Consider the following 22,176-nt stretch of genomic DNA (forward strand, 5'->3'; position numbering starts at 1 on the left):
GGGAAAGACTGATTAAAATCCGTTAAGAAAGCCGAAATCAGCCGTTCGGATCCTCGTAGACGCCGGTTTCCTTCAGCGTGTCGATGACCTCTCTCGGCATGTATTCTTCGTCATGTTTGGCAAGAATTTCAGAGGCTTCGAACACGCCGTTCACGTATTTGCCGGTGCCGATCATGCCCTGGTTCTCTTCGAACAGGTCCGGCAGAATGCCGGAGTAAGAGACGGGCACCGAGGACACGCCATCGGTCACTGCGAAAGTCACGATCTTGCCCTGGCCGCGCATCAATGTGCCGTCCTCGACCAGGCCGCCAAGGCGGAAGGTCTCGCGCGCTTCCGGCGGTTCCTCCAATACCTGGCTCGGAGAGCGGTAATAATTGATCCCGTCCCGAAAAGCGAAGCCGATCAGCCCCGCCGATAATGCCAAGGCCACAAAGGCAAGCACGATCACCTGGACGCGCCGCTTCTTCTTCAGACCCTTCATACCCGCCATGGTTCTCTCCTTGGGTGGCTGTTACGGAAAGACTGGTGCAAGCATCAGTCCCGTGGTTTCATCTTCGCCCAGCATCAGGTTCGCATTCTGCATCGCCTGACCGCTGGAGCCTTTGCAGAGATTGTCCAGCGTCGACACGACCAGAGCGCGCCCCGGCACCCGGTCGCCGACAACGCCAAGCTGGCAGATGTTCGACCCGGTGACATGACCCATGCCCGGCAATTGGCCGAGGGGTAGCACGGTGACGAAGGGCTCTCCTTGATATCGCTCAACCAGCGCCGCGTGGATCGCCTGCGGATCGCCCTGCACGTAGCAGTCGGCCAGAATACCCCTGTTCACCGGCACAAGATGCGGGGTGAACATGATGCGCACGTCGCGACCGGCCAGCAAGCTGAATTCCTGGTCGAACTCGCCCAGGTGCCGGTGCTTGCCACCCTGGGCATAGCCCAGCACGTCGGTCGAGCGTTCGGCGAACAGCATGTTTTCCTTCAGCGACCGCCCGGCCCCGGAAATTCCGTTCTTGAGGTCGCAGATGATCGTATCCAGATCAATCAGCCCCCCGGAGATCAGCGGGCGCAGCGCAAACTGCACCGTGGCCGCGTTGCAGCCAGTGCCAGCCACCAACCGCGCGTTGCGGATGTCGTCCCGGTAGAACTCTGTCAGGCCATAGACGGCCTCTTTCTGCAGCTCGGTCGCCACATGGGCCGCGCCGTACCATTTTTCGTATTCGGCCGGATCGCGCAGCCGGAAGTCAGCCCCCAGGTCGACGACCTTCACATGGGGCGGCAGGTCGCGCACCAAAGCTTGACTAAGGCCGTGGGGAAGTGCGGCAAAGCACAGGTCCACGGCGTCAAAGTCGATCTGATCCATCTTGACCAGCGTCGGCAGATCCAGGTGACGCAGCTGCGGATAAACGTCGCCCATCTCCTTCCCTGCCTTGCGGTCGGCAGAAAGCGCGACGATTTCCATCGTCGGGTGGGTGGCGATGAGCCGGACGAGCTCGGCACCGGTGTAGCCGGAAGCGCCCAGGATGGCGATCTTGTGGGTCATGACAGACCTCTTTCGTAGAATTTCACGTGATGTAAGGGTTCTTTGCAGAAACCGCAATCAAGCGGCGTCGAAAGTGATCTTTCGTCGCAGGAATTGCGTGGCCCGGTCGGACACGCGGGCCGGGTCGCCGGTGGTCAGAAACCTGGAGACCGCCCCTTCACCTTTCATGTTCGGGTGACGCTCCAGGTAATCGGCAAGGCTTGATGCCACCAGCTTGGCCTGGCTGAACACCTTGACCCCCTGCCCCAGCGCGTCCTGGAAGGTCTCTTCCATCAGCGGATAATGCGTGCAGCCCAGGATCGCGGCCTCCGGGTCCGGCATCTTGCGCTTCAACGCTTCGACATGGCTACGGACCAGCGCTTCGGCCAGGATCATGTCCCCGTCTTCGATCGCGTCCACCACGCCGCCACAGGCCTGTGCCTCGACATCCACCCCGATGGCACGGAAGGCAAGTTCCCGCTGGAAAGCGCGGCTGGAAACGGTCGCCGGCGTGGCAAACAGCGCCACATGTTTCACTTCGACCTCACGCGGCGGGGAGTTGTCGCCCCATTGCCGTTCGGTCAATGCTTCGATCAAAGGCACAAATACCCCCAGAACCCGCTTGTCCGAAGGGATCCAGCTTTCCTGCATCCGGCGCAGCGCGGCGGCCGAAGCGGTGTTGCAGGCAAGGATCACCAGGTCGCAGCCCTCCTCCCACAGCCGTTCGACCGCGCGGGTGGTCAGCTTGTAGACATCATCGGCGTCACGCACCCCGTAGGGCGCGTGTTCATTGTCCCCGTAATAGACGAAATCGACGTCCGGCAGGCGCTTGGCCACGGCATCCAGCACGGTCAGACCACCCAGCCCCGAGTCGAAAATCCCTACTGCCATTGCCCTGCCCGCCTTACGCCCTGTGTTTTTCCTCGAATTCATAGCCGTAATCGACAGTGTCGAGCGGCCTTGGAGACAAGGCATAGGTCCGTTCGCGCAGGAAATCCATCATGGATTTGGGATCGGCGGCATATTGGCTCAGCTCCGCCCGCGGGATCGGCTTACCGATCGCCACGCGCACCGGTTCATCGACCCGGCTTTTGAATTCCTTGATCAAAAGCGCCATGCGCAGGGTGGTGTGCAGATGGCTTGCGACCTGGAAAAGACGCGAATTGTGCCCGTCGAAGAAGATCGGGACCACTGCCGCCTCGGATTTCGCAACCATCCTTGCTGTGAACCGGCGCCATCCCGGGTCCATCGGCCGGGCAAACGGCCTGGCCGAGGTCGACACGGTGCCGCCCGGAAACACCCCTATGGCCCCGCCCTGCGCAAGGTGGTCCAGGGCTGTTTTTCGGGTCGCCAAGTTCTCCCGCATCGCCTCTTTCGTCTCATCGAAACTGATCGGCAGGATGACCCTGTTCAGGTCGGGCGCCTTGCGGAACACTTGGTTGGCAAGGATGCGGAAATCACCCCGGGTCCGGGCGAGGATATGGCCCATCATCAGCCCGTCCAGAATGCCGTAGGGGTGGTTGGCCACCGTGATCAGCGGCCCTGAACGCGGAATATTGTCGAGGCTCCCGCCGATCACGTCCAGCCTCAACCCATAGCGCTCCACCATGACCTGCCAGAAATCCCGCCCCTGCGCGACCTCGTCGTCATAGCCTTCGACCCGTTTGATCAGCCTGAGCCGCCCGGTGGAGTTCTCCACCGCCCGGATCAGCGCCCGGCCCGGACGGGTCTGCGCGGAATGGGCGTAGGAGATGTCGCGGGCGATGTGTTTGGTCATGTCTCTATCCTGTGCGATAGCAGTGCCCTAAAGCCGGGACAGAAACATGACAACCGGTTACTCCGCCGCCTCGATCACATTGTGACCCGCGCGATACGCCGCCAGCAGCGCCTCCCGCTGCTTCTCGGCCTTGGAGACATTTTCGACCTTGACCGGACCAAACCCCCTGATCGAACGCGGCAGTTCGGCCAATTGAATGGCCACGTCCAGCGGACCATCCCCTTTCAGCAGCTCACTCATGTCACTTTCATACTGGGCGATCAGGACGCGTTCGGTCTTGCGTTCCGCGCTGTAGCGGAACGGGTCAAACACGGTTCCACGCAGGCGTTTCATCCGGGCAAGCAGCGGCATGGCGCGGCGGATGAACCCTTCGGAAAAGGCGCGTTTCACTGGGCGACCATTGGCGCCGACCTTTTCAAGGATCGGCGGGGCCATGTGGTAGGTCAACTTCAGATCCCCGTCGAACGTCGCCTCGGCCTTGGCGCGCGTATCCATCAGCATGCGCGCGACCTCGTATTCGTCCTTGTAGGCCAGAAGCTTGTGATAGCCGACCGCAATGGCCTCGCGCAGCTGCGGATCCCCGGCCCGCTCGACCAGTTTGCGATAGCGTTTGGCGAGCCGTCTGGACTGGTAGGTAACAAGGTGCTCGGCGCGGAAGTCGATCTTTTCGTCGAGCGACCTGGGCTTCTCGACCACCGCCCCCTCGGTCAGGCGCGCGACCTCATCGGGATGCAGCACCGCCCAGCGGCCCAGCTCGAACGCACGCTTGTTGCGGTCGGGGGCCTGGCCGTTCAGGTCAATGGCCTGCATCAACGCCGCATGCGACAGCGGAACCAGCCCGTTCTGCCAGGAAGCACCCAGCACCATCATGTTGGAAAAGATGCTGTTGCCCAGCAGCACCCGCGCCAGTTCCGTGGCGTCGAACATGGCAAGCCCGTCGCGGATTCGCGCTTGAAGAGCGAGCTGCAACCTGTCGCCTGGTATGCGGAATTCCGTATCGCGGGTGAAATCTCCCGTAACCGTTTCATGGCTGTCAACCACGGCCTTGGTGCGCCCTGTTGCAGTCAGGCCCAGGGTCTTGGCCCCCGCCGAGACGACCAGTTCGCCACCGATCAGCGCATCAAGCTCGCCGGTCGCAACGCGAATGGCGCTGATATCCTCAGGCCTCTCGGCCAGGCGCAAGTGCACCGTCACGGCCCCGCCCTTCTGGGCCAGCCCTGCCATCTCCATCATGCCCGCGCCCTTGCCGTCGATATGCGCCGCCTGGGCCATGATCGCCCCTATGGTGACAACGCCGGTGCCACCGACGCCTGTCACCACGACATTGTGGGTTCTGTCGATCACCGGCAGGCTCGGGTCCGGCAGGTCCGGCAGGTCGATCTCGGTCGTCACGGATTTCTTCAGCCGGGCACCTTCGATGGTCACGAAGCTCGGGCAGAAGCCCTGCACACAGCTGAAATCCTTGTTGCAGGAGCTCTGATCGATCGCCCGTTTGCGGCCCAGTTCGGTCTCCACCGGCACGATCGACACGCAGTTCGACTGCACCCCGCAATCGCCGCAGCCCTCGCAGATATCGGTGTTGATGAAGACCCGCTTGTCCGGGTCCGGGAACGTGCCGCGTTTGCGGCGGCGGCGTTTCTCGGCGGCACAGGTCTGAACGTAAAGAATGACCGATACACCGCTGATCTCCCGATATTTTCTCTCGACATCCGGCAATTCCTCGCGCGGGAAACTCTCGATGCCTGGCGGGAAGGGTTTGACGTCGATATCCTCCTTGTCGTCATAGACCAGCGCCAGGTGCTCGACCCCCATGGCCTTGACTTCACGGGCAATACGCAAGGCGGTCAGCCCGCCCTCGTTGGTCTGCCCACCGGTCATGGCGACCGCGTCGTTGAACAGGATCTTGTAGGTGATCGTCGTCCCCGCCGCGAGCGCGGCCCGAATGGCCTGCGCGCCCGAATGGTTGTAGGTGCCATCGCCAAGGTTCTGGAACACGTGTTTGGTGTTGGAAAAGGGCGCTTCACCGATCCAGTTCGCGCCCTCGCCGCCCATCTGGGTAAAGCCGACCGTGTCGCGGTCCATCCACTGCACCATATAGTGGCAGCCGATCCCCGCATAGGCGCGGCTGCCTTCGGGCAGGCGGGTGGAGCTGTTGTGCGGGCAGCCCGAACAGAAATAGGGCAGACGCGCCGCGATTTCCTCGGCGTTGTCGGCCTTGCGCGCATGGACCAGCTTCTCCAGCCCCGCCTTGACCGCCTCGGTGCCGCGCCCCTCCTCAATCAGGATGCCGCCGATTTTCTCGGCAATCATGATCGGGTCCAATGCGAAGCGGGTGGGAAACAGCTCCGTTCGGCGGCCATTTTCCGACTGGTTGCCCTTGTGCCAGCCATAGACGCGGCGCCCGCGCCGGTCGTCGAAAATGGCCTCCTTGATCTGCACTTCGATCAGCTTGCGCTTTTCCTCCACGACCACGATCAGATCGAGCCCTTCGGCCCATTCGTGGAAGCTGAGCATATCCAGGGGCCAGGTCTGCGCCACCTTGTAGGTGGTCACGCCCAGACGGTCGGCTTCCTCGGCATCAATGCCCAGAAGAGTCAGGGCGTGCTCCAGATCCAGCCAGTTCTTGCCGGCAGCGACAAAGCCGATCTTTGCGCCCGGCGCGCCCCACATGCGGCGATCAATTTTGTTTGCTCTTGCAAAGGCTTCCGCGGCGAACCTCTTGTAGTCGATCATGCGCGCTTCCTGCGCGACAGGGCTGTCGCCCAAGCGGATGTTCAGCCCGCCGTCGGGCATGTCGAAATCGGGCAGAACCAGCTGCATCCGGTCCACCCGGCCATCGACCACCGCCGTGGCCTCGACCGTGTCCTTCATCAGCTTCAGCCCGGCCCAGACTCCCGCAAAACGGCTGAGCGCAAATCCGTAGATGCCCAGATCGAGGATCTCCTGCACCCCCGCGGGGCTGAGAACCGGCATATAGGCATCGACCATGGCCCAATCGCTTTGGTGCAACGTGGTGGAGCTTTCGCCCGTATGGTCATCGCCCATCGCCATCAGCACACCGCCGTGACGCGACGAGCCCGCCATGTTCGCATGGCGCATCACGTCACCGGTGCGATCAATGCCCGGCCCCTTGCCATACCACAGGCCGAAAACCCCATCGAACTTGCCCTCGCCACGCAGCTCCGCCTGTTGGCTGCCCCAGAGCGCGGTCGCCGCGAGATCCTCGTTCAGCCCGGGTTCAAACGTCACATCCGCAGCGTTCAGGATCTTCTGCGAGCGCCCCATCCACAGGTCAACGCCGCCAAGCGGCGAACCGCGATAGCCCGTCACATAGCCGGCCGTGTTCAGCCCCGCCGCCGTGTCGCGGGCCTTCTGCATCAACATCAGGCGCACAAGTGCCTGCGTGCCGTTCATCAGAACCGGACTTTTATCCAGGTCGAACCGGTCATTCAGGCTGATCTTCTGATCGCTCATCTTGCTCCTCCCGTGGCTGGATGGCTGGCCTCACATTAGGTCAAAGTTTCTGACCTATCAACAGATTTCTTCGCATCCCTCCCGTGAATGATCTGTTGGCATTTCAAGGAAAATTTCCCATAAACGAATGAACAAAAAATACGCCAACAGGGTAATGGTTTTATCGAAATGGACTGGGACAAGCTCAGAATCTTTCACGCGGTGGCCGATGCGGGGTCTCTGACCCATGCGGGCGATGCGCTGCATCTGTCGCAATCGGCGGTGTCACGCCAGATCCGGGCGCTTGAGGAAAGCCTGAACGCAACCCTGTTTCACCGCCACGCGCGGGGGTTGATTCTCACCGAACAGGGGGAGCTGCTGTTCGACGCCACACGCGCGATGAGCCAGCGCCTGGAGGCCGCCGTCGCGCGCATTCGCGACAGCAAGGAAGAGGTCTTCGGCGAGCTGCGCGTGACCACCACCACCGGCTTCGGTTCGCTCTGGCTCGCCCCGCGCCTGCCCAAGCTTTACGAAAAATACCCGGAATTGAAGATCGACCTGATGCTGGAAGAGCGCGTGCTGGACCTGCCCATGCGCGAGGCCGACGTGGCGATCCGCATGAAGGAACCCAGCCAGGCAGACCTGATCCGCAAGCGGCTGATGGATGTGCACATGCGCCTCTACGCCCTGCCCGCCTATCTCGAAGAACACGGCCGCCCGGAAACCATGGCCGATATGCACAACCATCGCCTGATCTGCCAGAACACCACTTCGGCCCAGGTCAGCGCCGGGGCGTCGATGGTGGCCGAGATCCTGACCCACGATGTGCAGTCCATGCTGACGGTGAACAACTACTTCGGTGTGTTGCAGGCGGTGCTGAACGGGCTGGGGATCGGCGTTCTGCCGGACTATGTCACCCTGGACTTCCCCGAGCTTGAGCGGGTGCTGCCGGAGTTCGAAAGCCGTGACATCCCGGTCTTCCTGGCCTATCCGGAAGAACTGCGCAGCTCGCAGCGGATCGCGGCGTTCCGCGACTTCGTGACCGAAGAAATCTTCGCCCACCGCAAACGCGAGCGCAGCGAGACCTGACGCGCATCCGCGTCACTTTTGCCAATTTCACGCGCAGAATTGATCATATCTGCCCAATCTGTTGCCCCATTGCCGCTATGCGCAACGCGCATAGCCGCATTGCAGCATTTAGACTTGATCCAAATGCACCCTGCCCATATTTCAGGCTCAAAGCGAACGATTGACTAACATCTCTTTCGCTTTTACCTCCCTGTTGGACTTGGCCGGGCTTTGCCCGGCCTTTTTTTTGGCCAAACGCTAAATTTTTCCGCACTGCCTCCCGCTGGAATCTTCACAAACCGATCAGGAATTGCGCAGGGCAGCCAACGCCTTCCCCGGTAAATAGCGCGCACGGAAAGCCCGCGCCGCAATCACCGCCCCGGTCCTGCCGCCCCGCCCCACTCGACCAACCCGATCGCCCGGCGCTCCCGCACGATCCGCCATTGCACCCAAACGGCAGTCCCCGTGCCATTTCGCCTCTTCCCCCGGCGCGCCCCTTGGCCTAAAAGGCCCGCAATTGCAGTCTTAGGGGGACACGGGCATGGACGATCCGAAGATCAATGACGAGCTGATTGCGGCGCATGGGCTCAAGCCCGAGGAATACGCGATGATCCTGGAGATCATCGGCCGCGACCCTACCTTTACCGAGCTCGGAATCTTCTCGGCCATGTGGAACGAACACTGTTCCTACAAGTCCTCCAAGAAATGGCTGCGCACCCTGCCCACCGAAGGCCCGCAGGTGATCTGCGGCCCCGGCGAAAACGCGGGCGTGATCGACATCGGCGATGGCCAGGCGGTCATCTTCAAGATGGAAAGCCACAACCATCCCTCCTACATCGAACCCTACCAGGGCGCGGCCACCGGCGTGGGCGGCATTCTGCGCGATGTTTTCACCATGGGCGCACGCCCGATCGCCGCGATGAACTCGCTGTCCTTCGGTGAAACCTCCCACCCCAAGACCCGTCAGCTGGTCAATGGTGTGGTCGAGGGCATCGGCGGCTACGGCAACTGCTTCGGCGTGCCGAACGTGGGCGGCGAAGTGCGCTTCCACCCCGCCTATAACGGCAACTGCCTTGTGAATGCCTTTGCCGCCGGCCTGGCGGACGCGGACAAGATCTTCTACTCGGCCGCCAGCGGTGTCGGCATGCCCGTCGTCTACCTGGGTGCCAAGACCGGCCGCGACGGTGTCGGCGGCGCGACCATGGCCTCGGCCGAGTTCGACGACACGATCGAAGAAAAGCGCCCAACGGTACAGGTCGGTGATCCCTTTACCGAAAAGCGCCTGATGGAAGCCACGCTGGAGCTGATGGCCACCGGCGCCGTGATCTCGATCCAGGACATGGGCGCGGCGGGCCTGACCTGTTCGGCCGTGGAAATGGGCGACAAGGGTGGCCTGGGCGTCAAGCTGCAGCTCGACGACGTTCCCCAACGCGAAGAGAACATGACCGCCTACGAGATGATGCTGTCCGAAAGCCAGGAACGCATGCTCATGGTGCTGAACCCGGATCTGGAGGACGCCGCCCGCGCTGTGTTCGAGAAATGGGACCTGGATTTCGCCATCGTCGGCGAAACGATCGAGGAAGACCGCTTCCTGATCATGCATGGCAACGAGATCAAGGCCGACCTGCCGCTGTCGAAACTGAGCTCCACCGCGCCGGAATACGACCGCCCCTGGGTCGAGACCCCCGCCGCCGAAGAGCTGGCCGAAGTCCCCGCCGTGGATGCCATCGACGCCCTGCGCGCGCTGCTTTCCTCGCCGAACTACGCATCGAAGCACTGGGTCTATGAACAATACGACCACATGGTCATGGCCGACACCGTGCGTGCCCCGGGCCTTGGCGCCGGTATCGTACGTGTGCATGGCACCGACAAGGCAGTGGCCTTTACCTCGGACGTGACCCCGCGCTACGTCAAGGCAAACCCGGTCGAGGGCGGCAAACAGGCGGTGGCCGAGGCCTATCGCAACCTGACCGCCGTGGGCGCCAAGCCGCTGGCCACCACCGACAACCTGAACTTCGGCAATCCCGAAAAGCCCGAGATCATGGGCCAGTTCGTCGGCGCCATCAAGGGCATCGGCGCGGCGGTTGCCGCGCTGGACATGCCGATCGTGTCGGGCAACGTGTCTCTCTATAACGAGACCGACGGACAGGGCATTCTGCCCACCCCGACCATTGGCGCCGTGGGCCTGCTGGACAGCCTTGACGACATGATCGCTGGCACCGCGCGCGACGGCCATGTGGCCATGGTGGTGGGTGAAACCGCCGGACATCTGGGCCAGTCAGCCCTGCTGGCCGAAGTGTTCAACCGTGAAGACGGCGACGCGCCGCATGTGGATCTGGACGCCGAAGCCAGGAACGGTGAATTCATCCGTGCCAACCGCGCCCTGATCAAGGCCTGCTCGGACCTGTCCGATGGCGGCCTGGCCGTGGCGGCCTTCGAGATGGCCCAGGCGGGCGGCGTTGGCGTCACCCTGGATGCGACCGAGACCGCGACCATCTTCGGCGAGGATCAGGCGCGCTACCTGGTGGCCTGCAACTTCGACGAGGCCGAGGCGCTGATGGTCGAAGCCGGCCGTGCGGGCGTACACATCGAAACCGTTGGCCGTTTCACCGGTGACACTGTGCGCATTGGCGGCTCCGAAGCGCCGCTCTCCGAGTTGGAAGAGGCCTGGCGCACCGGGTTCGACAGCGCACATCGGTAACGGGCGTTGATGGACTACGCCCCCCCGCGCAACCTGGCCGAACTGTCGGCCGACTGTGCCGCCTGCGCGGCGCTGTGCTGCGTGGCACCCGCGTTTGACAAGGGAGAGGACTTCGCCATCGCGAAGCTCCCGCTGACCCCGTGCATGCACCTGCAGGACAACAACCTGTGCAGGCTGCACGCGGATCTCGAGGACCACGGTTATCCCGGTTGCGCGCGGTTTGATTGCCTCGGCACCGGTCAGCATGTGGTGCAGGGGCTCTATGGTGGGGCAGATTGGCGCGGCAACCCGGCGCTTCTGGCGGACATGGCCGAAAGCTACCGCCGCATGCAGCGTATACACGAGGCGCTGCAGATGTTGTTCCTGGCCGAACGCCTGCCCCTGGATGAAGAACAGGAGATCGCCCGCCTGACCCTCCTGCGCAAACTCAGACCCGTGGACGGCTGGACCCCCGACAGCCTGGCCGAAGCCGAGGCCTCCGGGCTGTTCACGCGTGTGCGTGAGACCCTTGCGACATTCCGAAGCGCCCTCGGCGGCTGAGGCCTGCAACGCTGTTCTCCTCTTGCGACCCCCGTCCCTGCCCCCTAGATTGATACGGCAACAAAACAAGGATCACCTGCGCATGGCCATGCAAGCCCAGCAAATCGAATCCCTGATCCGCGCCGGTTTCCCCGACGCACAGATCACCATCACGGACCTCGCCGGTGACGGCAACCACTGGGCCGCCGAGGTGGTCGACGAGAGCTTCCGCGGCATGAACCGCGTGCAGCAGCAACGCGCCGTGAACGCCACCGTGAAGCCGCAGATCGACTCGGGCGAACTGCACGCGCTGGCCCTGACCACCAAGGCTCCGGACTGAGCCCCGCCCGGTGGAACTGCGCTGGATCATCCTCGGGGTCGTGCTCTTGGTCTGCGGCGCCATCGCCGTGGAGGCCTGGGTGAGACGCGGCAGGCGCCGCCGCAGGTTTGCCGAGATGCGCCCCGGCACCGCGCAAACCCGCCCCGACGGGGAGGCTGAACTGGGCATGGAAGCCACCGATACCAGGCTTGTGGACGAGGCCCACAAGCGAAACCAGATCATCGAAGGTCGCAACGACACGATCATCAGACGCTGAAACCAGGCCCGCCCCTCACCCGCTGGGCCGCACAGGAGACAAGACATGAGCGACGCAAAAACCCGCATCGACGAAACCGTGAAATCCACCGACGTGGTGCTCTACATGAAGGGCACCAAGGAAATGCCGCAATGCGGCTTTTCTTCGCGCGTGGCCGGTGTGCTGAACTTCATGGGCGTGGACTACGCCGACGTGAACGTGCTGGCCGATGAAGAAATCCGCCAGGGCATCAAGGATTACTCCGACTGGCCGACCATCCCGCAGCTCTACGTCAAGGGCGAGTTCGTCGGCGGCTGCGACATCATCACCGAGATGACCCTGTCCGGCGAACTGGACACGCTGTTCGACGACAATGGTGTGGCCTACAACAAGGACGCCGCCGATCAGATTCGTGCCGCGAACGCCTGATCCGGACAGACCCCCACCAGACCCCCACCAGAGCCCCGCCGCGCGCCGCGCCCGGCGGGGCTTTCTCTGACCCTGGGGCCTCGTGCAACACGGGACCGAACCGTTGTGCAACAACAGGTTTCAACACGTCACGCACCAGAAGGAAGGTCTTGGAGCGGGTAGCGGGAATCGAACCCGCACCTTAAGCTTGGAAGGCTCTTATGATACCATTTCACCATACCCGCTCAGAGTTTTGATTACCTAGAACAGCCTGAAATTGAGGTCAATAGGGCCATTTCTTCAAAGGCAAAATCTTTATTCTAGCGCCTCTCTGATCGCACCTTTCAGAAGTGTTAAATGAAGGTTCATGTCTCCGCTTCCTGCGCGAAGCCGCCGTTCATAGACCCAGCAGCGGATGGCAGCTTCGCGCTAAAGCTATCGATACTCAAATCAGAAGTCCCAGATCTCAGATACCTCTCAACAACCCAACAAAATCGGGGCCCGAAATAGCGACTTCTCAGAAAACGCTTAGAGCCACATTCCCCCCGACTCCGCGGGAGTAAGGGGAGCCTGTGGCAGGCTCATTGAACTGCCCGGCATCTCTTGCTTTTGGTCGTCTCTCGTGTGTTGCCCGGCGCCGTGATGTCCCCCTCTACGCGCACTTAGGTGCGGGCGGCCTCAAAGGCAGCCCAGGCGGCTTCGAATGCCTCGAAATCGAACCCCTCTTCGCGGGCGGGATCCAGCACCAAGCGTTCGGTGTCCAGCAGTTTGCGAATGGCGCCTTCCAGCAGGGGAATGACCTCGGGCGGGATCACCAAGGCGCCGTGGCGGTCGGCGTGAACAAGATCCCCGTCCGAGATTACGAGCCCGAAGATCGTGACCTGTGTGCCGACCTCGCGCACATGCACGAACCCGTGGCTGGGTCCGATGGACCCCGCGACGACCGGAAAGCCCTCCGGCAGATCGCCCAGGTCGCGCATCACGCCATTGGTCAGCGCGCCGGACAGGCCAAAGCCCTTGTGCACGGTGGTGTTGATCTCACCCCAATAGGCACCGATGGCATGGGGGAAATCCAGATCCTCGACCACGGCAATTCCCGGGCGCGATCCCTCGGCCATGTGGCGGTAATAGCACATGCGCCGGGCCTTGATCACCTCGGGCGGCTCGGAAGGCGGCGCAACCGCGGCGATCCTGGCGGTGCGAGCATAGCCCACCATCGCCGGTTCATCGGGCGCGGAACACAGCATGGTGCCCCTGGTGAACGCGTCGAAGCCGCGCTTGCCCTGGGCCACTTCGATGGCGTTGCAGACGGTGGGGGTATCGACCTGTTTCAGAAGGTCCAGCAGGCTTTGGTCCATCATGCCTCCAACCAGCGCGCCAGCGCTGCATTCGTTGCTTCGGGTTGCTCCAGCGTGGTCAAATGACCCGCCTTTTCAATGACTTCTATGGTGGAGCTCACAAGAAGTCCGTGCATCTGTTCGTGCCGATCCAGCGGGCAAAGCCTGTCGCTTTCCCCGACCAGCACCAGCGATGGCCCCGCATAGCCCGCCAGGGTCTCGATCTGCGCCGGGCGGTCGCGCAGGGCCAGCGACTGGCGCAGGAAGACCTGCGGCCCCAGCTCCAAAGCCATCTGGAGCGCCAGCGCGTCCATTTCGGGCGTCTCGCTACCCTCATGGGCGTAGTTGGGGATCATCTGTTCGGTCATCACCTGCGCAAGCCCTCCTGCCCGCACGGCCTCCATCTGTGGCCCGCGCTTTTCCTTGACCTCGTCCAGCTCGGCGCGCGGGTTGGTGTCCAGCAGGGCCAGACGATCGACCCGGTCCGGGGCCTGGCGCAGCACTTCCATGGCGACGATGCCACCCATGGACAGACCTGCCAGCGCGAAACGTTCGGGCGCGCCCGCCAGAATGTCGGCAGCCAGCGCCTGCACCGTGTCATGGGCATCCAGCGGCGCGACCTGCACGGCCCGCGTACCGGAAAAGGCGGCGATCTGCGGGCCGAAAAGCCGCCCGTCGCACATCATGCCGGGGATCAGAAGTAGGGGCGTTCGGGTCATCGGGGCCTCCTTGGCCTGATGGCCGGGCGCGAAAACGCCCGGCCTGTGCGCTCAGTTGCCGGTCCAGGTTGCCCCGGCTGGATCGTCGGTGGCAGCGATGCGGTAGAGCCCCGCCTCGCCGGTCATGGACGGCTCGATTGCATAGGATTCCCCCGGCAGGACCAGCACAGTGTCGCCGGTCGAAATCGTCGTGGAATAGACATCCACCGCAATGCGCCAATGGCCGCGCGCGGGCATCAGCACCACAGGTTTCGCGGCCGTCACGGATTCCGCCTGGGCCGAGCCACGGGCCAGGAAGTCGACCTCGAACCCCGGTTTGTCCTTGATGATGCCACTCTCGCCGATCACCACGGCGGGTTTCTTCGCCGCCAGCGCCGCAAGGTCCCAGTAGCGGGCGACATAGGCGCCGATCACATCCTCGACGGGAACTTCCGGGTAGGCTTTCAGCTCGTCTTCGGTCAACAGCGGCATGGGGCGTACGTTGTGGGGCAGGCTTTCGCCCTTTTTGGTATCGTAAAGCACACCATTGTCACCCAGCATCAGCCCGTGGTCCTGCGCGTCCTCGATCACCTGCGGGGCCCATGTCACCCCGCCGCCCGCGTCGTCGCCGCCCAGCATCGACATTATCATTCCGTAGTCGTCGCCAACGTTCTCGAATCCACGAAAGATGCCGGTTGGAATGTTGAAGATATCGCCTTCCTCGGCGATGAACTCACCCGCCGTGCCATAACGCCCCCAGAAGAAGCGCCAGCGGCCCTTGGCGACAAAGAAGACCTCGGCAGTGGTATGGCTGTGCAGCGAGTTGCGGCATTTCGGCGGCTGCCCCGCCGCACCGATGTTGAAGCCGATCTTGTCGGTGATATGCACGTGCTGATCGGGGCTTTCGGAAACGCCACCGCCGATGATGGTAAAGTTCTCCTTCTGGTCCGATCCCGGCGTATGGGCGTCGATGAAGGCAGTCTTGCAGGGCTGCAATTCGCCATAGCGCACGATGCGGCTTTCGATCGGGTGAGTCATATCGGTCTTTCCGTTTTCTGCCGGCCATGGGCCGTTGGGTGATCCGGCTGACTTGTGTTCGCGCGCCGGGGAAGGGGTTGGTGCCTGGTCGGTCGGGGCCTAGCCCGCCCCGGCCCAGCCACGTTGATAGGCATGCGGGGTAATGCCGTATTTCGCCTTGAATTTCTTGGCCAGCTGGGCCGTGCCGCTGAAGCCGGTCGCGGCGGCGATCTCCGGAATGACCAGATCGGTTTCATTCAGCAGCGCATGGGCTCGCGACAACCTGAGGTCGGTCAGGTACTGCATCGGCGACTGTCCCAGGTAGCGTTTGAACAGACGCTCCAACTGGCGATGCGAGATGCGGGCGGCCCGTGCCAATGCGCCCAGATCGAGGTCGCCTTCGAGGTTCTGCTGCATATGCGTCAGCGCGCTGATCAGCGCGGGATTCCGCGACCCCAAAGCGGCCGAAACGGCGGTTTTCTGCGGCGCGTCCCGGTGCGGCGTGCGGGCATAGATACACATGTCGGAAACGTAAAGCGCCAGTTCCTTGCCGTGGTCACGCTCGACCACGTCCAGCATCATGTCCATCGCCGCATTGCCACCGCCGCAGCTCAACAGCCCGCCATCGGCCTCATAGCGGCGCTGGCTGGGGCTGAGAAACGGGAAACGTTCCAGGAATCCGGGCTGGTTTTCCCAATGCAGAGTAAAGGCCCGGTCGCGGATCAGCCCGGCTTCGGCCAGGGCGAATACACCGGCACACAGGCTGCCCACGCCGCCACCGTGGGCCGCGTGGCGGCGCAGCCAGTTCACCAGCTCGGGCCCGTAGGCATCCTGCACCCGCACGCCGGAACAGATGAACAGGAACGCCGAGCCCGGCACATCCTGCAGGGCAACATCCGGCCGGATCTCGATCCGGTTCGAACAGCGCACCGGCGCGCCGTCCGTCGTAACCATGAACCAGCGGTACAGCTCCTGCGCCGCCACCTGATTGGCCACGCGCAGCGTTTCCGCCGCGGCTGAAAAGGCAAGCATGGTCGTGTTGGGCAGGAGCAGGAAGTAATAATCCTGCGGCGCGCCCCGATAGGCCACGTCCAGGGTATAGGATGCCGGCGGCACGAATTCCGATCGCCCCGGCTGGCCGGGATCGTCGGGGCGTTGCGAGTTGCGATCCGTGGGCGACATCCTGTCTCCTGTCAGGTGAGCAGCCGGCGTTCAGCCAGTCTGCATCAAGATCTGTTTCCAGACCGAAGTTTCATCGAACAGGGTGAATTCGCGGCGCAGCTTGACATCACCGGGGACCACCTCACCGAACTCGGCATGGCTGGCGCCCATCACGTGAACCTTGGCGCCGGTCGGCTTGCCAAAGGCACCCCAGCCATCATGGGTCCCCGTCAGGCTCCACCGGATGGCAGAGCGCGGCGGCATATGCGCATCCTCGCGCCCGATCCGGTGGTGAATCTCGAATTTCGCCGAGGGGAGCGCGGCCCGCAGCCCCATCCAGAACCGTTCCACCGGGTCCCAGCCATGGCCGGTCATCCCGCCCGCATATTCCGACTGCACGGCGCGGTCGTATTCCGCTTTTATCACCGTGATATCGGCAGACATGATCCGGGTCAGGATATCGGAATGCCGCTGGCCCCATTCATTGTCATTTCCGCGCCCCTTGTAGGGGCCAGGCTGATCAATCTCGGGGGTAAAGGGTTTCACGCAGGCCTCTGGTCCGCCTTCACGCGCAATCAGGTCGCGGGCATAGTCGACTACATCCCAGCCCATCTGCCGCACGATCGCGCCCTGGTCGCGAATGAGCCATTCATCGTCAATCGCGTTGTTCTTTGCATGGCAGTCGGCGATCACGCGGTAGACCAGCCGTTTGCCGGTCGCCTTGCCATAGACCCCATCGCCCAGGTGGGTCGCGGTGGTCAGGATGCGGTGGGAGGACAGCATGCCCTCCTCCGGTGTGCCGGACCAGATGACATCCTCGCCCAGAAGCTCCCGATCCGGGAACTCGGCCAGCGTCGCCATGGTGGCCCCGATGACATTCTGGTTGCCGATCACCACGGACCCGGGGCTTCGCACAACGATCTCGGGTGCATAATACTCATGCAGGGTCGCCAGGCCGCGATCCTCCCAGATCTCCTTGGTGATCCCGATGATATAGTCCGGGAAATCCTTGAATTTCGGGTCAAATCCCTTCATTCGCTCCATCCTTCCGGTACGCGGGCCGAGCCGCGGATAATCAGGGGGCCGTCTATCTCGACCTTGCGGGGGCCGCGCCCCTCGCCGTCGATCTCGGCGATCAAGAGGTCGACGGTTTCCGCCACCATCTGGTTTGCCGGCTGGCGCACGGTGGTCAGGTCGTAGGCAGGCCATCCGGCAATCGGCACGTCGTCGTAGCCGACGATCGAGACATCGCCGGGCACCGCCAGGCCGAACTCGCTGCGGGCCACATCCATCACCGCGAAAGCCATGTGATCATTGGCGACGAAGACCGCGTCGGGCGGGCCGCCTGCGCGATCCCGGGCAAACACCCGCCGCGCGGCATCGCGCGCTTTCTCGATGTGGAAATCCCCCACCTCGCGCGCATGCAGCTCTACCCCGGCCTCGCTCAGACGCGCGACAAAACCGGCTTCGCGGTCCCGCTGGGTCGAGGCCCCTTCCCAGCCGGCCACATAGGCGATCTTCTTGTGCCCACCAGCCAGCAGGAAATCCGCCACCTTGCGCCCGCCCGCCACGTTGGCCGAGGCGACCGAGGACAGGCCCGGCCCGTCCTGCGAGCGATTGAACAGCACCATCGGCACCCCGGCCTTGCGGCAGCGCGCCGTCAGCTCGGACGACATGGCAACCGAGGCGGTGATGATCCCATCCACCTGATAATCCAGGATTTCCTCGACCACGTCGTCCACGTCCTCGGCGGTGCGTGAGGCCATGAAGATCAGAACATGATAGCCGCGTTCCTGAAGCGCGTTGGACAGTTTTTCCAAGGCTTCCGGGTAGAAGTGGTTCTCCAGGTAAGCCACGACCAGCCCGATGATACGGCTCTTTCCCGACACCATGGCACGGGCCAGCGAGTTCGGGCGATAGCCCAGCTCCTCGGCCGCCTTGCGCACCTTTTCGATGGTCTTCTTCGACGCCGAGGCGCCGGGGGTAAAGACCCGGCTGACCGCCGACTGGCTGACGCCCGCACGGGCCGCAACTTCTGCCGAGGTGATCTTGCTCATTCCGCCGTCCAGCCCCCGTCGATCATCAGGGCCGAGCCTGTCACCAGAGCCGAGGCGTCGGAGGCCAGGTATTGCACCGCGCCCATGATATCCTCGACCTCGCCCACACGGCCCAGCTTGATCTTATCCTCGATCCAGGCACGTTTGTCGGGCTGAACGAACGTGCTGCGCGTCAGGTCGGTCAGGACGAAAGTCGGGCAGATCGAGTTGATGCGGATCCCGGCCTTGCCCCATTCGATTGCCATCGACTTGGTAAAGCCTTCGACCGCGTGTTTGGTGGCGGCATAGACCGCCCGGTCCAGCCCGCCGACCTTCGACATCTGGCTGGAAATATTGATCAGCGATCCGGGCTTGCCTGCCACCATCAATCCCCTGGCCACCGCCTGGGTCAGGAAATAGGCGCCCTTGATGTTCAGGTCTGCGACCGCGTCGAAATCCTCGGGGCTCGTGTCCGTGGCCGGGGAATGGCGCGCCAGGCCGGCCGAGTTCACCAGCACATCAAACGGCCCGTTCTCGGCCACCGCCGCGCGGGTTGCGTCCACATTCGCGACATCCAGCGCCAAGGCGCGGGCCTTCATCCCCGCCGCCGTCATCTGTTCCACCAGCGCCTCCAGCGCATCAATGCGCCGCGCGGCCACTGTTACCTCGGCCCCTGCCTCCCCCAGGGCGGCAGCACAGGCCAGGCCGATACCTGAGGAAGCGCCCGCTACCAGCGCGCGTTTGCCGTCCAGGCGGAAAGAAGGTGTCTTGGGCAGGGTCATGTCAGGGCTCTCCGATCGGATAGGGCACGGCGCCGGGGACGCGGGCCTTGTTCATCTCGCGCATACGCGCCAGCACATCCAACCCGAGTTGCGCATGGACGTCCAGCAGGTCGACCAGAACCCAGTTCTCGGCGATCTTGCCATCTTCCACGCGCCAGTAGTCCAGACTGCGCAGGGTAATTATCTGCCCGGTCGCGGGCAGGCCCAGCCAGCCGCCGCCGGTCAGCGCCTGTTTCATGTTGGGCCAGCCGGTCACGGCGGCATAGTCGCCATCGCCGAAGAAATGGTGCGTGACATCCGCCTCGTGTTGCCCTCGATCCGGCATGGCTCGCAGAAACGGGATCTGGTGCCAGTTGCGAAAGCCGCGAATGCCGCGACAGGTTCCGATCCCGGCAGGGCCGTACCAGGTCATACTTTCGTGCCAGAAGCGTGCCATTTCCATGACCTCGGGCCCGCCTTGTGACGGATGGCGTGTCATGTGGGACAGCATGTCGACGATCAGGTCGCAGGAGGCCTGGGCGCGCGCTGCATCACGCGGCCCGGTCACGAGTCCATCGAGCGTCGCGGGCCCGGGCACCAACCCTTCGCGCCCCAGCGAGGGGGCCAGCGGCCAGGCGCCGGCCTGCATCATCAGCTCTGGAATGTCCCAGATCGCCTGCACCTCGACCACGCGGCCTGCTTCGAACCGATAGAACTCGTGGAACCGCATATGCGCGAACTGGCCGGTTGGGGGAATGTCCAGGAAGGGCGCGGAGAATGTGCCAACATAGTGTCCACCACAACCAACCCAGTCGGCCCCTGCCCCGTCCGGCCCGGCCATCACGATCCAGTCACGCCGTTCGAGGTCCGGCAACGCGGCAGAGAGTGGGTCAAAACAGGCGTCAAACCAGTCCGCGGCGGCCAGATCGCCGAACGGGTGACACATGTGCACCACGGCCTCCGGCGCCAGAACCTCCGCCAGCACCGCGCGCAGCGTACCCGACGCAAAAGCCCCCCTCAGCCGCGCCACCACCGCCTTGTTTTCAGCCTGGCTCCCCATGTCTTTCATCTTTCCCAAAATATCCCGGGGGCCTGGGGGCAGCGCCCCCAGCCGTCACTCATTTCACTCGGCGGCTTCGCCATACGGCACGTTCTGCCCGCCATAGCGACGGACGCGCAGGTTGCACTGCTCGGCATGGCCAACGAAGCCCTCCAGCAGGCACAGGCGCGAGCCATAGGCGCCGATCCTGGCGGCGGCCTCATCCGTCGTGACCTTCTGATAGCTGTGCGTTTTCAGATATTTGCCAACCCAGAGCCCACCGGTATAGCGCCCGGCCTTCTTGGTGGGCAGCGTGTGGTTTGTGCCGATCACCTTGTCCCCATTGGCCACATTGGTACGCGGCCCCAGGAACAGCGCGCCGTATGAGGTCATGTTCTCCAGGAACCAGTCGTCGCGGTCGGTCATGACCTGAACGTGCTCGGAGGCGATGTCGTCAGCGACTTCCAGCATCTCGTCATAGGTGTCGCACAGGATCACCTCGCCATAATCCTCCCAGCTGACCCTGGCGGTGCCGGAGGTCGGCAGAATCTCCAGGATTCGGTCGATCTCCGACAGGGTCTCCTCGGCCAGTTTGCGCGAGGTGGAGACCAGAACGGCGGGCGAATTGTAGCCGTGTTCGGCCTGCCCCAGAAGGTCGGTCGCGCACATCTCGGCATCGACGGTTTCATCGGCGATCACCATGGTCTCGGTCGGACCGGCGAAGAGGTCGATGCCCACCCGGCCAAAGAGCTGCCGCTTGGCTTCTGCCACGAAGGCGTTGCCCGGGCCGACCAGCAGGTGCACCGGCGCAATCGACTCGGTGCCGATGGCCATGGCGCCCACGGCCTGGATGCCGCCCAGCACATAAATCTCATCCGCCCCACCCAGGTGCATGGCGGCGATTACCGCCGGGTTCGGTTCGCCGTTGAAGGGCGGCGTGCAGGCGATAATGCGCGGCACGCCGGCAACCTTGGCGGTGGCGACCGACATATGGGCCGAGGCCACCATGGGGAACTTTCCGCCGGGCACATAACAGCCCACGGACTGCACCGGGATGTTCTTGTGCCCGAGGATCACGCCCGGCATGGTCTCGACCTCGATATCGAGCATGCTGTCGCGCTGCGCCTTGGCGAAATTCACAACCTGCTTCTGCGCGAACTTGATGTCCTCCAGATCGCGAGGGGAAACCTTGGCGATCAGCGCGTCGATCTCGTCTGGCGAAAGGCGATAGCTGTCGCGGTCGTAGCCGTCGAACTTCACCGCCAGCTCACGTACGGCCTCATCCCCCCGCGCTTCGATATCCTTCAGCGTTGCCGCCACCACGGCAGCGGTCTTGGCGTCATCCTCGGCGCGAGCAGCCTCGGGTTTGCCTTTCTTGAGATATTCGATTGCCATTGCCTTATCCTTGCGTTGCGGGTCGTGGCGCCTCGCGCTCTCCCCGATCGAAGGCTTCCCAGCCCTCGCCGTTGAAAATGTCCACGCCCAGTTGCGCGGCCACATGGGCGAAATCCACGTTCACCCAGTTGTCGACGATCTTGCCGTCGACGACTTTCCAGAAGTCCATGTAGCGGATCTCGACTCGCTTGCCGGTGGGTTCGATGCCTAGGAACGTGCCGGAGTGAGTGGCCTCCTGGCGGCCGAAGGCGGCGGCCCATTCGCCCATATAGAGGCGGGCTTCGTCGATGCAGACCTTGTCAGAGAAGGCAGCCTGGAACGGGCGCTGCCAGTTGTCCTGGAATTCCTTCAACCCGGCCTTGGTGCCGCAACCCTGGTTGCCCATCCAACGAAACCCCTCGGCGAAAAACTCGCCGATGTCGTTGATGCGGTGGTCGTTCAGACCGTCCACCATGCCTTCGATGACGGCACGGGTCGTTTCGGTTTTGCTCATGTCCGTGTCTCGGCTGAGAACGGCCTGTTCGGGGCGGGAACCTTTCATGTGTCTGGTCCTTTCAGTTTGCCAAGGGTCTATCTGCGAAGGGGAGAGGACGCCCCGTGCAGCAGATAGTCCCGTGGCATTCTGTTGAGCGCCGGATGTCGGGACATGGCGCCGGATCTGAAATTCGCGCTCATCCCTTTACCGCGCCTGCGGTCAGGCCGCTTACAATCT

General features: G+C 63.3%; 21 protein-coding genes and 1 tRNA gene. 6 read left to right on the forward strand and 16 right to left on the reverse strand.

Annotated features, from left to right (window positions below; translation table 11 throughout):
• Positions 1 to 37: 37 nt before the first annotated feature.
• The 5 genes from ccmE to Q1V43_RS12285 are packed head-to-tail and all read right to left on the reverse strand — an operon-like array spanning position 38 to position 6,770.
• Positions 38 to 481, reverse strand: coding sequence for a cytochrome c maturation protein CcmE (gene ccmE / locus Q1V43_RS12265; protein ID WP_300518361.1), 444 nt, complete (start codon positions 479 to 481; stop codon positions 38 to 40).
• Between the two features lie 30 nt (positions 482 to 511).
• A complete protein-coding gene (gene argC / locus Q1V43_RS12270; RefSeq protein WP_300518318.1) occupies positions 512 to 1,540 on the reverse strand; it encodes an N-acetyl-gamma-glutamyl-phosphate reductase in 1,029 nt (342 codons plus the stop codon).
• 57 nt (positions 1,541 to 1,597) lie between these two features.
• Positions 1,598 to 2,410, reverse strand: coding sequence for a glutamate racemase (gene murI / locus Q1V43_RS12275; RefSeq protein WP_300518320.1), 813 nt, complete (start codon positions 2,408 to 2,410; stop codon positions 1,598 to 1,600).
• 13 nt (positions 2,411 to 2,423) lie between these two features.
• The gene (locus Q1V43_RS12280) at positions 2,424 to 3,296 is read right to left on the reverse strand and encodes a lysophospholipid acyltransferase family protein (RefSeq protein WP_300518322.1); all 873 of its coding nucleotides are present in this window, start codon (positions 3,294 to 3,296) and stop codon (positions 2,424 to 2,426) included.
• A gap of 57 nt (positions 3,297 to 3,353) precedes the next feature.
• The gene (locus Q1V43_RS12285; protein ID WP_300518325.1) at positions 3,354 to 6,770 is read right to left on the reverse strand and encodes an indolepyruvate ferredoxin oxidoreductase family protein; all 3,417 of its coding nucleotides are present in this window, start codon (positions 6,768 to 6,770) and stop codon (positions 3,354 to 3,356) included.
• Between the two features lie 168 nt (positions 6,771 to 6,938).
• Between Q1V43_RS12285 and Q1V43_RS12290 the strand changes: the two genes are divergently transcribed.
• The 6 genes from Q1V43_RS12290 to grxD all read left to right on the forward strand — a co-directional run bounded on the left by Q1V43_RS12290 (position 6,939) and on the right by grxD (position 12,041).
• Positions 6,939 to 7,838 (forward strand): LysR family transcriptional regulator, encoded by a 900-nt coding sequence (locus Q1V43_RS12290; RefSeq protein ID WP_300518328.1) that lies wholly within the window; start codon positions 6,939 to 6,941, stop codon positions 7,836 to 7,838.
• A 520-nt stretch (positions 7,839 to 8,358) separates the two neighbouring features.
• Complete coding sequence (purL, locus tag Q1V43_RS12295; RefSeq protein ID WP_300518330.1) at positions 8,359 to 10,518, forward strand: phosphoribosylformylglycinamidine synthase subunit PurL; 2,160 nt, start codon at positions 8,359 to 8,361, stop codon at positions 10,516 to 10,518.
• A 9-nt stretch (positions 10,519 to 10,527) separates the two neighbouring features.
• The gene (locus tag Q1V43_RS12300; RefSeq protein WP_300518333.1) at positions 10,528 to 11,058 is read left to right on the forward strand and encodes a hypothetical protein; all 531 of its coding nucleotides are present in this window, start codon (positions 10,528 to 10,530) and stop codon (positions 11,056 to 11,058) included.
• An 82-nt stretch (positions 11,059 to 11,140) separates the two neighbouring features.
• Positions 11,141 to 11,377 carry a BolA family protein gene (locus Q1V43_RS12305; protein ID WP_300518336.1) on the forward strand — a complete coding sequence of 79 codons (237 nt, stop codon included), beginning with the start codon at positions 11,141 to 11,143 and terminating at the stop codon, positions 11,375 to 11,377.
• 10 nt (positions 11,378 to 11,387) lie between these two features.
• The gene (locus Q1V43_RS12310) at positions 11,388 to 11,633 is read left to right on the forward strand and encodes a hypothetical protein (RefSeq protein ID WP_300518339.1); all 246 of its coding nucleotides are present in this window, start codon (positions 11,388 to 11,390) and stop codon (positions 11,631 to 11,633) included.
• Between the two features lie 45 nt (positions 11,634 to 11,678).
• Positions 11,679 to 12,041 (forward strand): Grx4 family monothiol glutaredoxin, encoded by a 363-nt coding sequence (grxD, locus tag Q1V43_RS12315; protein WP_300518341.1) that lies wholly within the window; start codon positions 11,679 to 11,681, stop codon positions 12,039 to 12,041.
• Positions 12,042 to 12,191: 150 nt separating this feature from the next.
• Here grxD and Q1V43_RS12320 read toward each other — a convergent pair.
• The 11 genes from Q1V43_RS12320 to Q1V43_RS12370 all read right to left on the reverse strand — a co-directional run bounded on the left by Q1V43_RS12320 (position 12,192) and on the right by Q1V43_RS12370 (position 22,005).
• Positions 12,192 to 12,265 (reverse strand) — tRNA-Gly (locus tag Q1V43_RS12320).
• A gap of 417 nt (positions 12,266 to 12,682) precedes the next feature.
• A complete protein-coding gene (locus Q1V43_RS12325) occupies positions 12,683 to 13,378 on the reverse strand; it encodes an RraA family protein (RefSeq protein WP_300518363.1) in 696 nt (231 codons plus the stop codon).
• Complete coding sequence (locus Q1V43_RS12330; protein WP_300518344.1) at positions 13,378 to 14,076, reverse strand: alpha/beta fold hydrolase; 699 nt, start codon at positions 14,074 to 14,076, stop codon at positions 13,378 to 13,380. Before Q1V43_RS12330 ends, Q1V43_RS12325 begins: the two co-directional genes overlap by 1 nt.
• 51 nt (positions 14,077 to 14,127) lie before the next feature.
• The gene (locus Q1V43_RS12335) at positions 14,128 to 15,093 is read right to left on the reverse strand and encodes a cupin (protein ID WP_300518345.1); all 966 of its coding nucleotides are present in this window, start codon (positions 15,091 to 15,093) and stop codon (positions 14,128 to 14,130) included.
• Between the two features lie 99 nt (positions 15,094 to 15,192).
• Positions 15,193 to 16,254 (reverse strand): GlxA family transcriptional regulator, encoded by a 1,062-nt coding sequence (locus Q1V43_RS12340; RefSeq protein WP_300518347.1) that lies wholly within the window; start codon positions 16,252 to 16,254, stop codon positions 15,193 to 15,195.
• Between the two features lie 30 nt (positions 16,255 to 16,284).
• Positions 16,285 to 17,268, reverse strand: a complete 984-nt coding sequence (locus Q1V43_RS12345; protein WP_300518348.1) for a nuclear transport factor 2 family protein — start codon at positions 17,266 to 17,268, stop codon at positions 16,285 to 16,287.
• The gene (locus tag Q1V43_RS12350) at positions 17,265 to 18,290 is read right to left on the reverse strand and encodes a LacI family DNA-binding transcriptional regulator (protein WP_300518349.1); all 1,026 of its coding nucleotides are present in this window, start codon (positions 18,288 to 18,290) and stop codon (positions 17,265 to 17,267) included. Before Q1V43_RS12350 ends, Q1V43_RS12345 begins: the two co-directional genes overlap by 4 nt.
• Positions 18,287 to 19,051, reverse strand: coding sequence for an SDR family oxidoreductase (locus Q1V43_RS12355; protein ID WP_300518350.1), 765 nt, complete (start codon positions 19,049 to 19,051; stop codon positions 18,287 to 18,289). The genes Q1V43_RS12350 and Q1V43_RS12355 overlap by 4 nt, the downstream gene beginning before the upstream one ends.
• 1 nt (position 19,052) lies before the next feature.
• On the reverse strand, positions 19,053 to 20,099 hold the full coding sequence (locus Q1V43_RS12360; protein ID WP_300518352.1) for an ester cyclase: 1,047 nt from the start codon (positions 20,097 to 20,099) through the stop codon (positions 19,053 to 19,055).
• A 54-nt stretch (positions 20,100 to 20,153) separates the two neighbouring features.
• A complete protein-coding gene (gene hisD / locus Q1V43_RS12365; RefSeq protein WP_300518354.1) occupies positions 20,154 to 21,464 on the reverse strand; it encodes a histidinol dehydrogenase in 1,311 nt (436 codons plus the stop codon).
• A gap of 4 nt (positions 21,465 to 21,468) precedes the next feature.
• Positions 21,469 to 22,005 carry an ester cyclase gene (locus tag Q1V43_RS12370; RefSeq protein ID WP_300518356.1) on the reverse strand — a complete coding sequence of 179 codons (537 nt, stop codon included), beginning with the start codon at positions 22,003 to 22,005 and terminating at the stop codon, positions 21,469 to 21,471.
• Positions 22,006 to 22,176: the final 171 nt, after the last annotated feature.

The sequence above is a fragment of the Aliiroseovarius sp. genome, assembly GCF_030148435.1.
Lineage (GTDB): Bacteria > Pseudomonadota > Alphaproteobacteria > Rhodobacterales > Rhodobacteraceae > JASBTN01.

What these genes read in the sequence shown, in the direction of transcription:
- ccmE (WP_300518361.1), bottom strand. Translation starts at nt 481, where the DNA reads ATGAAGGGTCTGAAGAAGAAGCGGCGCGTCCAGGTGATCGTGCTTGCC.
- argC (WP_300518318.1), bottom strand. Translation starts at nt 1,540, where the DNA reads ATGACCCACAAGATCGCCATCCTGGGCGCTTCCGGCTACACCGGTGCC.
- murI (WP_300518320.1), bottom strand. Translation starts at nt 2,410, where the DNA reads ATGGCAGTAGGGATTTTCGACTCGGGGCTGGGTGGTCTGACCGTGCTG.
- Q1V43_RS12280 (WP_300518322.1), bottom strand. Translation starts at nt 3,296, where the DNA reads ATGACCAAACACATCGCCCGCGACATCTCCTACGCCCATTCCGCGCAG.
- Q1V43_RS12285 (WP_300518325.1), bottom strand. Translation starts at nt 6,770, where the DNA reads ATGAGCGATCAGAAGATCAGCCTGAATGACCGGTTCGACCTGGATAAA.
- Q1V43_RS12290 (WP_300518328.1), top strand. Translation starts at nt 6,939, where the DNA reads ATGGACTGGGACAAGCTCAGAATCTTTCACGCGGTGGCCGATGCGGGG.
- purL (WP_300518330.1), top strand. Translation starts at nt 8,359, where the DNA reads ATGGACGATCCGAAGATCAATGACGAGCTGATTGCGGCGCATGGGCTC.
- Q1V43_RS12300 (WP_300518333.1), top strand. Translation starts at nt 10,528, where the DNA reads ATGGACTACGCCCCCCCGCGCAACCTGGCCGAACTGTCGGCCGACTGT.
- Q1V43_RS12305 (WP_300518336.1), top strand. Translation starts at nt 11,141, where the DNA reads ATGGCCATGCAAGCCCAGCAAATCGAATCCCTGATCCGCGCCGGTTTC.
- grxD (WP_300518341.1), top strand. Translation starts at nt 11,679, where the DNA reads ATGAGCGACGCAAAAACCCGCATCGACGAAACCGTGAAATCCACCGAC.
- Q1V43_RS12325 (WP_300518363.1), bottom strand. Translation starts at nt 13,378, where the DNA reads ATGGACCAAAGCCTGCTGGACCTTCTGAAACAGGTCGATACCCCCACC.
- Q1V43_RS12330 (WP_300518344.1), bottom strand. Translation starts at nt 14,076, where the DNA reads ATGACCCGAACGCCCCTACTTCTGATCCCCGGCATGATGTGCGACGGG.
- Q1V43_RS12335 (WP_300518345.1), bottom strand. Translation starts at nt 15,093, where the DNA reads ATGACTCACCCGATCGAAAGCCGCATCGTGCGCTATGGCGAATTGCAG.
- Q1V43_RS12340 (WP_300518347.1), bottom strand. Translation starts at nt 16,254, where the DNA reads ATGTCGCCCACGGATCGCAACTCGCAACGCCCCGACGATCCCGGCCAG.
- Q1V43_RS12345 (WP_300518348.1), bottom strand. Translation starts at nt 17,268, where the DNA reads ATGAAGGGATTTGACCCGAAATTCAAGGATTTCCCGGACTATATCATC.
- Q1V43_RS12350 (WP_300518349.1), bottom strand. Translation starts at nt 18,290, where the DNA reads ATGAGCAAGATCACCTCGGCAGAAGTTGCGGCCCGTGCGGGCGTCAGC.
- Q1V43_RS12355 (WP_300518350.1), bottom strand. Translation starts at nt 19,051, where the DNA reads ATGACCCTGCCCAAGACACCTTCTTTCCGCCTGGACGGCAAACGCGCG.
- Q1V43_RS12360 (WP_300518352.1), bottom strand. Translation starts at nt 20,099, where the DNA reads ATGAAAGACATGGGGAGCCAGGCTGAAAACAAGGCGGTGGTGGCGCGG.
- hisD (WP_300518354.1), bottom strand. Translation starts at nt 21,464, where the DNA reads ATGGCAATCGAATATCTCAAGAAAGGCAAACCCGAGGCTGCTCGCGCC.
- Q1V43_RS12370 (WP_300518356.1), bottom strand. Translation starts at nt 22,005, where the DNA reads ATGAAAGGTTCCCGCCCCGAACAGGCCGTTCTCAGCCGAGACACGGAC.